Origin of the sequence: Bacillus sp. FSL E2-8900, assembly GCF_037966225.1 — a bacterium.
In the GTDB taxonomy this organism is placed as follows: Bacteria; Bacillota; Bacilli; order Bacillales; family Bacillaceae_G; genus Bacillus_A; species Bacillus_A cereus.
In genome coordinates, this window is the sequence record NZ_CP150193.1 from 3,854,405 (window position 1) to 3,870,400 (window position 15,996).

The window sequence follows — 15,996 nt, forward strand, 5'->3', positions numbered from 1 at the left end:
CTCAACCCCTAGCTACCGTTTCTTTTTCACGTACAACGTATTCTTTTGGAGCTTCTTCTTCACGTAATACACGAAGTGCTCCTTCTGCTAACGCTTCTAACTCATCTTCGCCTGGATGTACGATAACATCTGCAATCCAGTCCACTCGCTCTTTTATTTCATCGACAAGAATTTTACTGTATGCCAGTCCACCAGTTAATACGATTGCATCGATTTTCCCGTGAAGTACAGCGCTAGCTCCGCCAATCTCTTTTGCAACTTGATATGCCATTGCTTTATAAATAAGAGTTGCTTCAGGATCACCTTTTTCAACCATTTGCTCTACTTTAATCGCATCATTTGTACCGATTAAACTTACAAGTCCACCTTGTCCGACAAGTTTTTTAATCATTTCATCACGGTAATACTCACCAGAGAAACACATTTCTACTAGTTGCCCTACTGGTACTGTACCAGCGCGCTCTGGACTAAATGGTCCTTCTCCGTTTAAACCGTTATTCACATCGATTACTCTTCCTTTTTTATGAGCACCAACTGTAATACCACCGCCCATATGTGTAACTAATAAATTTAAATCCTCGTATTTGTGATTTAACTGTTCAGCTACTTTACGAGCAACTGCTTTTTGATTTAATGCATGGAAGATACTTTTGCGTTCCATACCAGCAATGCCACTTATACGAGCAACCGGCTCCATCTCATCTACAACGACAGGATCTACAATGAATGCAGGAATGTTTAATCCAGAAGCAATTTCATATGCTAAAATGCCTCCAAGGTTTGAAGCGTGATGACCGCTAAAGCCATTTTTCAAATCTTCTAACATCGCATCGTTTACTGTATACGTACCGCCTTCGATTGGACGAAGTAATCCACCACGCCCACAAACAGCGTTTAATTTTGAAATGTTAATACCATGAGAATGTAGAACTTCTAAAATCGTTTCTTTTCGAAACTCATATTGGTCGATAATTCTCTTATATTTTCCAATCTGTTCTACGTCATGACGAATCGTTTCTTCTAGAACGGGTCTTTCATTATCAAAAACACCAATTTTTGTGGATGTACTACCTGGGTTAATAACAAGAATTCGATTTACAGACAATGTTGCTACCTCCACTAATAAATTCAAAAGGAAGTGGAAACCTCATAAGAGGTAACCACACCTTTTGTAAAAGTTATATATGAATGATTAGCGACGGCTAATAATATCGTGACCGTTGCGTAAGTAAGTGCTACGAGAATTCTTCAAGCTTGCAATGCGCTCTTCAGCTAGACGATCTGCCGCTACATAAGTTGCTATGCCATCGCGTTTTGAAATTTCGATTACTTTTGCAATCGTGTCATAAATAGACTCAACACGTTTTAGTGCACGTTCTCTATTGTATCCATATAATTCGTCTGCTACGTTAATTACGCCACCTGCATTAATTACATAATCTGGTGCGTATACAATACCCATTTCATGAATGATGTCACCATGACGATCTTCTTTTAATTGGTTATTTGCAGAACCTGCGATTACTTTTGCTTTAAGTTGTGGAATAGTTTCATCATTAACTGTTGCGCCTAGTGCACATGGTGCGTAAATATCGCATTCAACACCGTAAATTTCATTTGGTTCAACTGCTGATGCACCGAATTCTTCTACAGCACGTTGTACAGCTTCTTTATTAATATCTGTAACAATTAATTTTGCTCCTTCAGCGTGTAAATGTTTGCATAGGTGATATGCTACGTTACCAACGCCTTGAACAGCAATTACTTTTCCTTCTAAATTGTCAGTACCGAAAGCTTCTTTTGCAGCTGCTTTCATACCACGGTAAACACCGTATGCAGTTACCGGAGATGGGTTACCAGAAGAACCGAATGATGGTGAGATACCTGTTACAAAGTCAGTTTCTTCATGGATAATATCCATATCATCTACTGTTGTACCAACATCTTCAGCTGTAATGTAACGTCCGTTTAGTCCTTGGATATAACGTCCTAGTGCACGGAACATTGCTTCGCTCTTATCTTTACGAGGATCACCGATAATTACTGTTTTCGCACCACCTAAGTTTAAACCAGCTGCTGCGTTTTTGTATGTCATCCCTTTTGCAAGACGCAATGCATCTTCAATCGCCGCTTCTTCAGAATCATATGTCCACATTCTTGTTCCACCAAGAGCCGGTCCAAGTGTTGTATCATGAATTGCAATAATTGCTTTTAAACCAGATTCTTTATCTTGACAAAATACTACTTGCTCATAATCATATTTTTCTAAGTATTCGAAGATTTCTAATGTCATTGTCGTTTCCCCCTAATGTTTTACCCTTTTTGGTTTATTTTGAAGCAGTCGCAACTGCCAATGCTAATGAATATACTTTTGTTTCTGCTGAATCAGCACGAGATGTTAAAACAATCGGTGCTTTTGCGCCAGCAATCATTGCTCCTACTTTTGCATCCGCAAAGTATACGAGTGATTTATATAGCACATTTCCAGCTTCAATCGTTGGGACGAGTAAAATATCTGCCTTACCTGCTACATCACTTACTATGCCTTTATGCTCTGCTGCAATTTGTGATACTGCATTATCTAAAGCAAGTGGTCCATCAACGATACAATCTTTAATTTGTCCGCGGCGATTCATTTGTGTTAACATCGCTGCATCAATTGTCGCCTGCATCGCTGGATTCACAACTTCTACTGCTGCAATTGGTGCCACTTTTGGCAAGTCGATTCCTATTGCCCGGGCAACTTCTACAGTATTTTGTATAATAGCAGCTTTTTGTGTTACATCAGGTGCGATGTTCATCGCTGCATCTGTAACGAAAATAAGACGATCGTAATTTGGAACTTCAAATGCTGCTACATGTGAAAGTACGCTACCTTTACGTAGGCCCCACTCTTTGTTTAACACAGCCTTCAAAATATTCGCTGTTGGGATGTTCCCCTTCATAAGCACGTCTGCTTCACCATTTCTCACAGCTTTAACAGAAAGTTCTGCAGCCTCTGCACTAGACATTGCTGCAATCACTTCAACATGTTCTGAAGTTTGTAAACCATGTTCTTCTAGCATCCCCATTATTTTTTCTTGATTTCCATATAGACGAAATTGAGCTAGCTGTAATTTAATTGCTTTCGCTACAGCTTCAATTACTTCATGATCTTCAGCTACTGCTACAGCCACAGTTTTTTTAGGCTTCCCTGCTGCTTGATCAATTAAGTATTCTAACTTCATATTTTGTAATCAACCCTTTCCGTCGTCCCTCGTCTATTTATAAAGCAAATACCGTGCCAACTTTTAAAAGTGGTCTTACCAATAATGAAAACGCATTCAAAATGCAGTAAAATCAATACTTTGGAAAATAACAAAAGATTCTGTCTTATTTTGTCACTTTTTGTATACCATGCAATAAATTGCACGGTACGCAATTTATTGCATGCTATTTTTTGCATGGTCATACTTTTCTAGCTTGTAATATAAATTTCGAACGGAAATTCCTAACGCTTTTGCAGTTTGCGTTTTATTCCCATCAAATCTCTCCAAATATTCATGAATAATATTCCCTTCAAACTCTGTCACTAAATGTTCAAGTGGCTTTTCTTCTAATTCAGGTAATAAATGAGATTGCTTTGACTCCACCTGCTCTTCGTTATGTAATGGCGGTAAATGGTGTACATCAATATAGGTCTCGTTATAATTCATAAAGATAATAGCTCTTCCCAGAATATTTTCAAGTTCCCTCACATTCCCTGGCCATTCGTATGATTGTAAATATAAAATGGCTGAATCAGTGAGCCCTTCTACATTACGACCGTAATCTTGATTAATTTTTTGAATCAATCTGTCCGCAATTGTCGGTATATCTCCTTTACGTTGACGAAGAGATGGAATTTGAATTGGGATTTTATTTAATCGATAATATAAATCCTCCCTAAACTTCCCTTCTAGAATAGCCTTTTCTAAATTCACATGCGTCGCTGCAATTACTCGAACATTAATAGGTATCGCTTTCGTTCCACCAACTTTTACAATTTCTTTTTCCTGCAGTACACGAAGGAGTTTCGCTTGTGTATTTGCAGATAACTCCCCTATTTCATCTAAAAAAATACTACCGTTATTTGCTTCCTCAAAGAACCCACGTTTCCCGCCTCTTTTCGCTCCAGAAAACGCCCCTTCCTCATAACCAAATAATTCACTTTCTAACAACGTCTCCGAAATGGCCGCACAGTTTACACGGACGAACTTATTGTATTTTCGATTACTTCCATTATGGATTGCATGTGCAAACAATTCTTTACCAGTCCCAGATTCACCGCGTAACAGTACTGTTGCTGGTGTATTTGCTCCTAGCTTCGCCTGTTCGATAGCTGCCGTTGTTTCATCTGAATTCCCGACAATATCATCAAATGAATATTTCGCTTCTAATGTGCGAATAATTTGCCTTGCTCTATTCAATTCATTTGTTAACTTTTGAATTTCCGACACGTCACGGATAACGCCGACGCTTCCTTTCAATATTCCATCCACAATGACTGGTGCCACGTTTACAATTACATCGCGCTTTTTTTGCCCAATCTTCATATGTATTCCGCGCACCGCACGACGCGTTCGAAGTACTTTCATATGCATACTTTCGCCTTCTACAATATCAGTTGTAGCAGGCTTCCCAATAATATCTTCTTCTGTTAAACCCGTTAATTTCGTATATGCCGGGTTAATGACTAAACCTCTTCCTTTTTCATCCACAACCGAAATTGCTTCTTCAGATGAGTTAATAATTGCCTCTAATAGTGTTTGAATTTCCTTTAAATCTGTAACTTCTTCCGCTAAATCTACAACTTCTGTTATATCTTTAAAAATTGCAAATGCCCCTTGTACCTCTCCGCCCTCTTTTAATATCGGTATACGCGTTGTAATAATTTTCTTTCCATTCTCTAATGTTAGTTCATAATTTACTTCTATTTGTTTCGTACGTATAATGCGAAGTAATTTACTAGTTGGAATGACTTCTAAAATATATTTTCCTATCGCCTCTTCTTTTTTATATCCGATAATACGCTCTGCACTTTTATTAAAAAGACGAACTTGTCCCTCTCGATCAATTACGATCATGCCATCATGTGTAGAATTTAAAATTAATTCTCCTTGTTGCGTTTGTTCCTCTAATCGCCCAATTAGCCCTTCCTTCTCATGCGCTAATCCTGTAACAATTTTTGCGATATCACCTGGTATAAGAAGAGTGTCTTTTTTCTTTTTTTCCAATAAAACCTTATGCACATCATCTTCACCTGTCATATCAAATATTACATCAATATGCATAGAAAGAAATGGAGTTACACTTTCTCCAATTGCAATCCCGTATTCCTTAGCAATTTGTAGTCCTTTTGCCAACGGATTTATATCAATAATCCCTATAATTTGAAATATATTCGAACTTTGTAACAGATTCAGCAGTGCGCTCCCGCCTTCACCTGCACCAACAATTAATACTTTTTGTTTCATATATCCCACTTCCTCTCGAAGTAACTCTGCAAATTTTTTCACACTTTTATCTTACTCGTTCAGCACCCTCTTGACAAACCCCCTTTCCCTATAACATCATTAAAATATACGAAATAATCTGAAAAGGAGCGTTATGTATGCAGCGTTACGTTGCTCTACTATTAGCACTCATCCCTATTTCATTAGCTGTGTTTGGTATAAAGTTAATGAGAGATACTGTATTCGGGATTCTATTTCCACCAATCTCTATACTGTGGTTACAATTTTTAATCGGCGCTCTCTGCTTCGGGCTCGGGTTTTATATCTTCGGTGGCTTCGTCTTGCACCGAGACCGTAAACGAAATAAAGTACAAGCTCGCTTTAGAAGATAGGAATGCCCCACTATTTATAAATAAAAAAATGAGACCGTTACACGCGGTCTCATTTTTTTATTGGCATTAACGTTCTTGCCGTTTCAGGGTAATCAGTAATAATCGCCGATATATTCATATCAAAATATTTACGCATAAGCGTTTCTTCATTAATTGTATAAGGGCGAACCTCTACACCACTTTCCATCGTTAGTTCGGCAATAGCATCTTGAAGGTAACGATAATTCGGATGTACTGCTGTAGCCCCCATTTTTTTCGCGTATGCCCACGGACTATGCAAACCTTCGCGATATAAAATTGCTGTTTGAATATCAGGAGCCATCATATGGCACCGTTTCATACTGTAGTGATTAAACGAAGAAAATATAACACGATCCTCTAGACTAAATTTCCGCACAAGCGTTATAACTTCTTCCTCTAAACCTCTGTATGGAATTTTATTATTTTTAAGTTCAATATTAAGTAGCAAACTCGTTTGTTCAAGCCATTCTAATACCTCTTCTAAAAGTGGTATTTTACAAAAACCTACTTTATCACCAAATTTATAACTTGCATCTAACTTGCATAAGTCCTCATATACATAATTCCGAACCGCGCCTTTTCCATTTGTTGTCCGGTCCACCGTTTCATCATGAATGACGACAACTTTTCCATCTTTCGTTAATTGAACATCAAGTTCAATTCCATCCGCTCTAAAAGACTCAGCCGCTTCAAATGAAATCATTGTATTTTCTGGGTACGTTCCAGCCGCACCACGATGTGCAAATATAAGAGTCATCCTCACTCCCCCAATCTTATGCTATACTATACGAAAAAGGAGGTACTTCTATGAGACCATTACAAATCTCTCCAGATACTGCAGTCCGCTTATCAAAAGCACTAGGTGTTCCACTTGAACAACTCATGCATATGCCGCAGCACATTTTAATTCAAAAGCTAGTTGAATTAGAAAAACAAAATAAAGACGAAGAATAATACAGTCCTGTTTTGCAGGACTTTTTATTATTTTCTATTATATCACGGATGCCTTTCCTACTAAAATCCTTTAACAGATGTACTACGATGTGATTTAGCCGTTCCTTCATCATTTAATAATGAATCACATCTTTTCTTTTTTTGTTACACGTCATAAAGAAAGCAGACTATTTATTTATAAGTCCCCATTGCGTTCTAAAAACACGATCATAAAAAAACTAGAAGCCCTTTATATTATTTTTTATTGAACGTGCGGAGCATCCCCTGATTCGTATAGTTCTTTCGCTTTTTCCTCCCCGAATGTAGTTAAAATATAATGTTGCTCTTCTAACGCATCCATTGCTCTAGTTACTTTACAAACGCTATCTTCTTGAGCATCCGAGAAATAATTGTGATCTTCTACAATTTTACTAAAATCTTTTTTCGCCCATCTATCAGCAATTGCTAAAAGTTCATTTTTCTTCGTAAAGCTACTCTTATTTATAATTTCTTTTAATTTTTTAGCATTACTTTGAATCATTGGGATAGAGCCCGATTTTCGTTCTGCCACCACTTTTTGATGAGTCATGCGATGCATCGCTGTAATGACTTCGCTTTCAGTAGAATTTTCAGTAACATACACATCAACAAAGACCCCATCCACCTCTCTACCTACTATTGTTTGGTCTTCTTTTTTATCTATTTGAGCGCTCACTTCTTTATCTACTGGATTATCTGCAAGTTCTAACATTCCAAATGTAACTGCAATAGCAAGAACTCCCATAGCTGCTACTATTCCTAGCCAAGTTGAAATTTTATTTTCCATTCCCCTTCTCCCTATCTATATCTATTTTATTGCCTTATAAAAAACTCACTTACATGTAATATTACTGAAAATAGGTTTTATTTTCCACACTATCAAATAATCTCTTTTTCTCAACAAAATAAAAAGACCAACGAATTATAACATTCATTGGTCTTTCATTAAAAAGTTTATTGGCTTTAAATTTGATATCGAGTATCAATTTCAAGAATTATTAAGCTTTACTAAAGCTTAAATCCCTTACTACTTTTACTCTCAACTAGCTTTATGTTCAAGTCTCAGCTTATCCGCAACCATTGCGATAAACTCAGAGTTCGTAGATTTTGCTTTTGACATGGATACTGTATAACCGAATAAGGACGAAATAGAATCAATATTCCCACGGCTCCAAGCTACTTCAATTGCGTGACGAATTGCGCGCTCCACACGGCTTGCTGTGGTATTATATTTCTTTGCGATATCTGGATACAATACTTTCGTAATCGATCCTAATAATTCGATATCATTGTATACCATGGAGATTGCTTCTCGTAAATACATATATCCTTTAATATGAGCGGGTACACCAATTTCATGAATGATACTCGTAATACTCGCATCTAAGTTTTTCGGTTTTCCATCTACTGTTGTTGCTGATCGGAATGATGGTAGTGGACGCTTAATCATAGCGTTTGCTTTACCACTCACTTGACGAATATGACTCGTTAAATTCTCCATATCAAATGGTTTTAATATGAAATATGAGGCACCTAAGTCAACTGCTTTTTTCGTCACATCTTCTTGCCCGAATGCTGTCAACATAATTACGCTAGGCTGTTTTAACCTTTCAATATGTCGCATTTTTTCCAATACAGCTAAACCATCTAAGTGTGGCATAATAATGTCTAAAACGAGTACATCAGGTTGCTTATCTGTTAATAAGTTTAAACACTCTTGACCATTATAAGCAGTACCGATTACTTCCATATCATCTTGAGCGGCTACATAGCTCTCTAACATTGATACTAATTCTTTATTATCATCCACAAGACATACTTTAATTTTCTCCACAGCTTTTCCTCCCTTACCGAATCGATTCTCCGACATGTGTATCCTTCTAGGCTACATGAATTGTTCGACAATTGTGTGAAAATTCCCTTTTAAAGTTTCTTACTTTCCGATAAAATCACAAAAAAATATGTTTATCGTTCATTTATTCCCTTTCGCAACACATTCCATCATAGAAATACAACGAAACGTTCAACCCTTTCCTTTTATTTTACAACAAAAAACACCTCTTGCGGAGCTTTTACAAAATTTCAACGAATTTTTCAACAGAAAAAGCGAGCTAATAATATATATTAGCTCGCTTTTTTCTCTTGATCATAAATATTAATTCCAGCTTGATGTAACATCCATTCAATATGAACACCATATCCTGATGTTGGATCATTTACAAATACGTGTGTAACAGCACCAATTACTTTTCCATTTTGTACAATTGGACTTCCACTCATTCCCTGTACGATACCGCCCGTTTTCGCTAATAGACGTTTATCTGTTACTTTTATTACCATACCCTTTGTGGCTGGAAATTTTTGTTGCACTGTACTAACAACTTCAATATCAAACGCTTCTACTTTATCTTGATCAATAACTGTTAATATTTTTGCCGGTCCTTCTTTTACTTGATGAGATAATGCGATAGGCATCGCTTTATCCATTATACCGTTTTTCATATTCGTATTTAATTTTCCAAAAATACCATATGGACTATTAATTGTAATATTGCCAATCACTTCACGGTCTGGTGAGAATCTTGCTAATTTCTCCCCTGGATTCCCATGACTACCTCTTTCAATTGATGTAACTGTCGAGCGCATAATTTGTCCATCTTCGACTTGAATCGGCTTTTTCGTATCATTATCAGAAATAACATGACCAAGTGCCCCATATTTCATAGAATCTGGATGAACAAATGTCATCGTTCCAATTCCAGCTGCCGAATCACGGATATACAAGCCAATTCGATAAGACGATTCACCGTTGTCTTTTTGTGGAGTTAGCTTCGTACGAATATATTTTCCATCTCTTAACAATACAAGATTAAGCGGTTCACCTGTTTCTCCACTATTATGAATAAACGGTGCTACATCACTCATTCTTTCAATTGTTTTACCATTAATTTCAGTAATCATATCTCCAATTTGTACACCTGCTATTTCACCAGGAGATATTTTACCTTTTTCAGTTTGAATTAAATGATGGCCTACAACAAGTACACCTTTTGTATTTAATTTCACACCAATTGATTGTCCACCTGGAATCACTTTAAAATCTTTTAACACTTTCACATTTACTTTTTTCACTGGAAAACCAGCAAGCTGAAATACCATATCAGCTTCACCATTTTGATGAGAATTTACCATAAGTCCTTGTTTTTGTTCATTCGAACTCACTGTAAATACATGACGATTTGTGGATGAAGCTTTGAAAACTGGTAATGATGATATTTCTGATTGTTGTCCTTCAAAAACAACAAGTTGTTTCGGTGATGAAATAAACGTTCGAAGCGGTTTAAAACATCCAATAAAAACTAAAGAAACAAGGAGACAAAGACCTATTATTTTTCGAAATTTTTCTAATTTCAACTTGTTCACTCTCCTCGCTCCTACCCCACATTCAGCCTCTTGGCTTCACTTTTTAATCTCTCCTTGCAGTGCTTTATTTATAACCGGAAGAATTAAGAAATCGTCATTTGAGAAAAAAAGCTATCCATTACTGGATAGCCTCTGCTGTCTGTTTAAAATGATGTGCTTGCGTAAGTAATTCTTTCGCATGCTCCGTCGTTAAATCTGTGATTTCCACACCAGAAATCATTCGAGCTATTTCTGTTACTTTATCCTCCATAGTTAAAACAGTAACTGATGTAATTGTCCGATCATTCGCTACTTGTTTTCGAATAAATAAATGTGAATCTGCCATTGAAGCTACTTGAGGTAAGTGCGTAATACAAAGTACTTGCGAGTTTACTGATACTCGATAAATTTTTTCCGCAATAGCCTGCGCGACCCGGCCACTTACACCCGTATCCACTTCATCAAAAATAACAGATGCAACTCCTTGATGCTTAGAAAAAATGCTTTTTAAAGCTAAAATGATACGAGATAACTCTCCGCCAGAAGCAACCTTTGAAAGTGGTTTTAGCGGCTCTCCTGGGTTCGTTGAAATATAAAATTCCACATGATCGTAACCATCCGCCGTAAGTCTTACCGGCGCACCTTCCACAAGGGGCTCTTCTGCATTTCCTTCTCTCTTCATAATTCTCACTTCAAATTTCGTTTTTTCCATATATAATTCTTTTAATTCCTGATGAATTGCATTTGTAAGGTGTTCTGCAAGTTCATGACGCATATTACTTAACAACGTTGCTTCTTTCAGAATAACACTTTCTAATTCCTTCAACTGTTTCTTCGTCGTTTCAATATGAACGTCTTTATTTTCAATCGTAAAAATTTCCTGTTCAATTTTATCAGCATACGCTAAAATCTCTTCTACAGTATTTCCATATTTTCTCTTTAGCATACGAATTTCATTCAAACGTGTTTCGATTTCATCTAAACGATTTGGATCATATTCCATCATATCGAGCTTTTCTCTCAGTTGATAGGCAACCTCTTCTAATAAGTAATAGCTATTTGCAATTGAATCATGATTTTCCTGATACACTTCATCTAAATGTGTAATACTTTCCATTTGCCCCATTGCACTTCTTACATTATCTAACCCTTGTCCGTCGGCACTTAACGAACGATATGCATCACCTAACGCTTTATAAATCTTTTCAAAATTAGAAATTTGCAATCGTTCCTCAGTTAATTCATTTTCTTCATCCATCTTTAAATCCGCCTTGCGAATTTCTTCATGCTGAAATTGAATTAAATCTAAGCGATGTGCCATTTGTTGCTCATTTTCACTTAACGATTTCAATTGTTTTTTTAATTTTTCATAGTCAGCGTATACGTTTTGATATATGTCTAATTGTTTAACGATTCGATCCCCATCAAAGTGATCAAGCATAAACAGATGTCGTTCTTCATTCATTAAATCTTGCGTTTCGTGCTGTCCATGAATATCAACAAGTGTTTTCCCAATTTCTTTTAATATGCTAAGTGTAACAAGCTTCCCATTTACACGACATACACTCTTCCCGTTCGCAGCAATATCACGCTTTAAAATAATCATGCCATCTTCTATTTCTATATCTAACTCTTCTGCCTTTTCAATACATGGATGCTTCTCATCTTCAACATAAAATAGCCCTTCAATCTCAGCCTTTTCTGTTCCATATCGAACAAATTCTGCTGACCCACGGCCACCTACAAGTAAACTAATTGCATCAATAATAATCGATTTTCCGGCCCCTGTTTCACCGCTTAAAACCGTTAAACCTTTTTGAAAAGAAATATTTAATGCTTCAATAATAGCAAAGTTTCTAATCGATAATTCCGATAACAATGCCCCATTCACCTCGTTATAAAATAATCCCTTACTAAAGGATTTTCTCAGTTCTTCATTCAAATAATCATGCTATATATTTGTATGTATATACTCTTCTAACCCGCTTCATTGTACCAAACATTTGTTTTACGGGTCAATCCATCTATTTTCTAACTTTATGCAAACAAAATATTATATTACAATTGAAAATTCATATTTTTAACCAATAAAAATATCTTGTTCACTTTCCACTTTACGATGGAAAGCAAACAAGATTTTTTGTTACAACATATTTAAGAAACGATCAGAGACAACACCTGTATCGTCAGGTGTACGGCAAATAATTAAGCAAGTATCATCACCACAGATGGTTCCGATGATCTCATCCCACTCTAAATGATCAATAAGTGCTCCAAGTGAATGAGCGTTACCAGGCAATGTTTTTAGCACAAGCATATGTCCTGCCGTGTCTAATTTTACAAATGAATCCACTAGATTTCGTTTTAATTTTTGTAACGGGTTAAATCGTTGATCTGCTGGCAAGCTATATTTATAGCGCCCATCATGTAATGGCACCTTCACTAAGTGCAGTTCTTTAATATCGCGCGATACTGTTGCTTGCGTTACATTAAATCCCTCATTACGTAAAATATCAACTAATTCATCTTGTGTTTCAATTTCTTTGTTTGCAATAATTTCCCTGATTTTAATATGGCGCTGACCTTTATTCATACATTTGCACCTCACACTATCTCTTACCATAGTTTAAACATTGGTATACTTCACTTATTTATGTTAACTTATAATTCGTTTCTTGTACACAATTGTTTTTACAATCATTATACAATTACAGCAAAAAGAGGAACAACATATGTTATTCCCCTTTCCCTTTTTGTTTTAGAACTTCATGCGCTTCTGTAACAACTTGCTCTATAGAAATCGGAGAATGATTTTCGCCATTCTCACGTTCACCATGCCATTTCAGATGAATTAAAAATTCAATATTACCATCCCCACCCGTAATTGGTGAGAATGTTAAACCTTCCACATCATAGCCTTCTTTTAAAGCAAACTCGACAATCATTTCTACAACAGCTTCATGTACTTTTCTATCGCGAACGATACCTTTTTTCCCAACTTGCTCTCTTCCAGCTTCAAACTGCGGTTTAATTAACGCTGCTACATCTCCGTTAGGCATAAGCATTGTTTTTAAAACTGGCAGTATAAGCTTTAATGATATAAATGAAACATCAATACTTGCAAATTGAGGTAAACCACGTTCTAAGTCTGCTGGTGTCACGTAACGGAAGTTTGTTCGTTCCATTACAACAACACGCTCATCTTGACGTAATTTCCACGCTAGTTGATTGTATCCTACATCTAATGCATAAGATAATTTCGCTCCATTTTGAAGCGCGCAATCTGTAAAGCCACCAGTTGATGAACCAATATCTATCATAACTTTATCTTGTAAATCAAGATGAAATGTCTCTAATGCCTTTTCAAGTTTATAACCACCACGACTTACATACGGCATAACTTGTCCCTTCACCGTAATCTCAGTATCTTGCGAGATTTTCTCTCCTGGCTTATCAAGTCTCATCTCATTCGCATATACGAGTCCGGCCATAATGGCGCGCTTTGCTTTCTCACGCGTTTCTATAAGTCCTCGCTCTACTAATAGTACATCTACTCTTTCTTTTTTTACGCTCATTTGTTACGCCCTTTTTTGTTTTGATGGAATCATTGTATGAATACGGTCTACAACAGCATCTGTCGTTAAACCAATTTCTTCTAATAATTTTGTTACACTCCCGTGCTCTATGAAGCGATCTGGAATACCCATTCGTTCAACTAATGCACTATGGTAACCATTTTCAGATGCAAATTCAACTACTCCTGTTCCAAAACCACCGATTAAACAAGCTTCTTCAATCGTTAAAATCGGTATATTCTTTCCTAGAAGATCATGTAAATATGCTTCATCCATTGGTTTAATAAAGCGAGCATTCACTACTTTCACTGAAACCCCAGCTTTTTCAAGACGCTCAGCTGCTTCCATTGCCATTGGTATTGTCGTACCAAACGTTAAAATAGCTGCTTGTGTACCCTCTTTTAACGTCTCCCACGTACCGATTGGAATCGCCTTTAATTCTTCATCCATATGAACGCCAAGTCCATTACCGCGCGCATAACGCAATGCGATTGGTCCATCTTCATATTGCATCGCCGTATAAACTAAATGTTGCCCTTCATTTTCATCTTTCGGCATCATAAGCACCATATTCGGCAAGTGACGTAAGAATGAGATATCAAATACGCCTTGATGCGTTTCACCATCTGCTCCTACTAATCCCGAACGATCTATTCCGATGAAAACATTTAAATTTTGGCGGCATATATCATGAACAACTTGGTCATATGCTCTTTGTAAAAATGTTGAATAAATCGCTAAGAATGGCTTCATTCCTTGCGTTGCCATACCTGCTGCCATTGTTGTAGCATGCTGTTCTGCAATACCTACATCAATCATACGATCTGGGAATTCTTTTTGGAATTTCTCAAGTTTTGATCCAACAGGCATTGCAGGTGTAATTGCTACGATACGCTCATCTGCTCTCGCTAGCTTAAGTACTGTTTCACTAACGACAGCACTCCATGCTGGTGCAACTTCTTTCGGCTTAACGAAGTCACCTGATTCAATTTTATAAGGTCCTGTTCCATGCCAAGTTCCAATAACGTCACTCTCAGCCGGTTTATAACCTTTTCCTTTTTTCGTAATAACGTGAACGAGTACTGGGCCTTTTGTTTTCTTTGCATATTGCAACGTTTCGAATAACTTTTCATAATCATGTCCATCGACTGGACCTAAATATGTAAAGCCTAACTCTTCGAAAAAGACACCGGATACTAGTAAATATTTAAGACTATCTTTTATTTTCTCTGCTGTCGCAGCCACTTTCCCGCCAACTGCTGGGATTTTCTTTAATATATACTCTAATTCATCTTTTACCCAGTGATATTTTCCTGCGGTACGTAAACGACCGAGCACATTATGAAGCGCACCAACGTTTGGTGCAATTGACATTTCATTATCATTCAAAATAACAATCATGTCTGTTTTTTCATGTCCAATATGGTTCAATGCCTCTAAAGCCATTCCGCCTGTTAAAGCACCATCTCCAATAATTGGTATAACATATTCTTTCGTTTTCTTTAAATCACGTGCCAGAGCCATTCCCATTGCAGCCGATAACGAAGTCGAACTATGACCAGTTTCCCATACATCGTGCTCACTCTCACAACGTTTCGGGAAACCACATAGACCTTGATATTGCCTTAATGTACCAAACTCTTTCGCGCGTCCAGTTAAAATTTTATGTACATAGGATTGATGTCCTACATCCCATAAAAATTTATCTTGCGGGCTATCAAATAATTTGTGCAGAGCAATTGTGAGTTCTACTACACCTAAATTAGGTGCAATATGTCCACCTGTTTGAGAGAGCTCTTCAATTAAAAACTTACGAATATCCTCACTCAATCCCTCTAGTTCACTGATAGACATATCTTTCAAAAAACTAGGGTTTTGAATTTGCGTTAGATCCACATGGATCACTCACTTTCATTTCATAATCTGTCAACATGTCAAATATTATAAAAAACATTTACACAAAACAAGAAATTCTCTTTTCTATTTTTCGTCTTGTCCCGCTATTAACCAGTCTATTGCGCCTTAATCCTATTATAAACCATATTTCTTCAGGCGATGAAAAAAATAGCCGCTAACACGAAGTGATAACGGCAATGTAATCTACATATATTTTTGCCAATAACAAGAAAAGAAAAACCTTTTCCTACATTTATATCATAA

At 36.8% G+C, this 15,996-nt stretch carries 14 protein-coding genes; 2 read left to right on the top strand and 12 right to left on the bottom strand.

Features of this window, described 5'->3' with window-relative positions; translation table 11 throughout:
- Position 1: 1 nt before the first annotated feature.
- From buk to NST90_RS19655, 4 genes are all read right to left on the bottom strand, one after another.
- A complete protein-coding gene (buk, locus tag NST90_RS19640; RefSeq protein WP_000115781.1) occupies positions 2 to 1,105 on the bottom strand; it encodes a butyrate kinase in 1,104 nt (367 codons plus the stop codon).
- Positions 1,106 to 1,192: 87 nt separating this feature from the next.
- A complete protein-coding gene (locus NST90_RS19645) occupies positions 1,193 to 2,293 on the bottom strand; it encodes a leucine dehydrogenase (RefSeq protein ID WP_000171355.1) in 1,101 nt (366 codons plus the stop codon).
- Positions 2,294 to 2,327: 34 nt separating this feature from the next.
- On the bottom strand, positions 2,328 to 3,227 hold the full coding sequence (gene yqiS / locus NST90_RS19650; protein ID WP_000764668.1) for a phosphate butyryltransferase: 900 nt from the start codon (positions 3,225 to 3,227) through the stop codon (positions 2,328 to 2,330).
- A 195-nt stretch (positions 3,228 to 3,422) separates the two neighbouring features.
- Positions 3,423 to 5,495 carry a sigma-54-dependent Fis family transcriptional regulator gene (locus NST90_RS19655; RefSeq protein WP_033666632.1) on the bottom strand — a complete coding sequence of 691 codons (2,073 nt, stop codon included), beginning with the start codon at positions 5,493 to 5,495 and terminating at the stop codon, positions 3,423 to 3,425.
- Between the two features lie 137 nt (positions 5,496 to 5,632).
- Here NST90_RS19655 and NST90_RS19660 point away from each other — a divergent pair, with 137 nt between their 5' ends.
- Positions 5,633 to 5,866, top strand: a complete 234-nt coding sequence (locus tag NST90_RS19660) for a DUF2627 domain-containing protein (protein ID WP_001190211.1) — start codon at positions 5,633 to 5,635, stop codon at positions 5,864 to 5,866.
- Between the two features lie 49 nt (positions 5,867 to 5,915).
- Here the strand turns inward: NST90_RS19660 and NST90_RS19665 are convergent, their stop codons facing one another.
- Positions 5,916 to 6,644, bottom strand: a complete 729-nt coding sequence (locus NST90_RS19665; protein ID WP_000172583.1) for a glycerophosphodiester phosphodiesterase — start codon at positions 6,642 to 6,644, stop codon at positions 5,916 to 5,918.
- Between the two features lie 50 nt (positions 6,645 to 6,694).
- Here NST90_RS19665 and NST90_RS19670 point away from each other — a divergent pair, with 50 nt between their 5' ends.
- On the top strand, positions 6,695 to 6,841 hold the full coding sequence (locus tag NST90_RS19670) for a YycC family protein (protein WP_001247671.1): 147 nt from the start codon (positions 6,695 to 6,697) through the stop codon (positions 6,839 to 6,841).
- Between the two features lie 241 nt (positions 6,842 to 7,082).
- On the opposite strand, the gene NST90_RS19675 is transcribed toward NST90_RS19670, so the two are convergent.
- The 7 genes from NST90_RS19675 to dxs form a co-directional block, all read right to left on the bottom strand.
- Complete coding sequence (locus NST90_RS19675) at positions 7,083 to 7,646, bottom strand: PRK06770 family protein (RefSeq protein WP_000428229.1); 564 nt, start codon at positions 7,644 to 7,646, stop codon at positions 7,083 to 7,085.
- 252 nt (positions 7,647 to 7,898) lie between these two features.
- On the bottom strand, positions 7,899 to 8,693 hold the full coding sequence (gene spo0A / locus NST90_RS19680) for a sporulation transcription factor Spo0A (protein ID WP_283748087.1): 795 nt from the start codon (positions 8,691 to 8,693) through the stop codon (positions 7,899 to 7,901).
- A 290-nt stretch (positions 8,694 to 8,983) separates the two neighbouring features.
- Complete coding sequence (gene spoIVB, locus NST90_RS19685) at positions 8,984 to 10,282, bottom strand: SpoIVB peptidase (protein WP_002024767.1); 1,299 nt, start codon at positions 10,280 to 10,282, stop codon at positions 8,984 to 8,986.
- A gap of 118 nt (positions 10,283 to 10,400) precedes the next feature.
- Complete coding sequence (recN, locus tag NST90_RS19690; RefSeq protein WP_000947767.1) at positions 10,401 to 12,140, bottom strand: DNA repair protein RecN; 1,740 nt, start codon at positions 12,138 to 12,140, stop codon at positions 10,401 to 10,403.
- Between the two features lie 264 nt (positions 12,141 to 12,404).
- Positions 12,405 to 12,854, bottom strand: coding sequence for an arginine repressor ArgR (argR, locus tag NST90_RS19695; RefSeq protein ID WP_001032580.1), 450 nt, complete (start codon positions 12,852 to 12,854; stop codon positions 12,405 to 12,407).
- Positions 12,855 to 12,996: 142 nt separating this feature from the next.
- Positions 12,997 to 13,836, bottom strand: coding sequence for a TlyA family rRNA (cytidine-2'-O)-methyltransferase (locus NST90_RS19700; protein ID WP_000111875.1), 840 nt, complete (start codon positions 13,834 to 13,836; stop codon positions 12,997 to 12,999).
- Positions 13,837 to 13,839: 3 nt separating this feature from the next.
- Positions 13,840 to 15,732 carry a 1-deoxy-D-xylulose-5-phosphate synthase gene (gene dxs / locus NST90_RS19705; RefSeq protein WP_000366452.1) on the bottom strand — a complete coding sequence of 631 codons (1,893 nt, stop codon included), beginning with the start codon at positions 15,730 to 15,732 and terminating at the stop codon, positions 13,840 to 13,842.
- Positions 15,733 to 15,996 lie beyond the last annotated feature (264 nt).

Excerpts from the sequence above, each read along its gene's own strand:
- NST90_RS19675 (WP_000428229.1), bottom strand. The coding sequence starts at position 7,646 with ATGGAAAATAAAATTTCAACTTGGCTAGGAATAGTAGCAGCTATGGGA.
- NST90_RS19660 (WP_001190211.1), top strand. The coding sequence starts at position 5,633 with ATGCAGCGTTACGTTGCTCTACTATTAGCACTCATCCCTATTTCATTA.
- NST90_RS19700 (WP_000111875.1), bottom strand. The coding sequence starts at position 13,836 with ATGAGCGTAAAAAAAGAAAGAGTAGATGTACTATTAGTAGAGCGAGGA.
- NST90_RS19655 (WP_033666632.1), bottom strand. The coding sequence starts at position 5,495 with ATGAAACAAAAAGTATTAATTGTTGGTGCAGGTGAAGGCGGGAGCGCA.
- NST90_RS19665 (WP_000172583.1), bottom strand. The coding sequence starts at position 6,644 with ATGACTCTTATATTTGCACATCGTGGTGCGGCTGGAACGTACCCAGAA.
- argR (WP_001032580.1), bottom strand. The coding sequence starts at position 12,854 with ATGAATAAAGGTCAGCGCCATATTAAAATCAGGGAAATTATTGCAAAC.
- NST90_RS19645 (WP_000171355.1), bottom strand. The coding sequence starts at position 2,293 with ATGACATTAGAAATCTTCGAATACTTAGAAAAATATGATTATGAGCAA.
- yqiS (WP_000764668.1), bottom strand. The coding sequence starts at position 3,227 with ATGAAGTTAGAATACTTAATTGATCAAGCAGCAGGGAAGCCTAAAAAA.
- NST90_RS19670 (WP_001247671.1), top strand. The coding sequence starts at position 6,695 with ATGAGACCATTACAAATCTCTCCAGATACTGCAGTCCGCTTATCAAAA.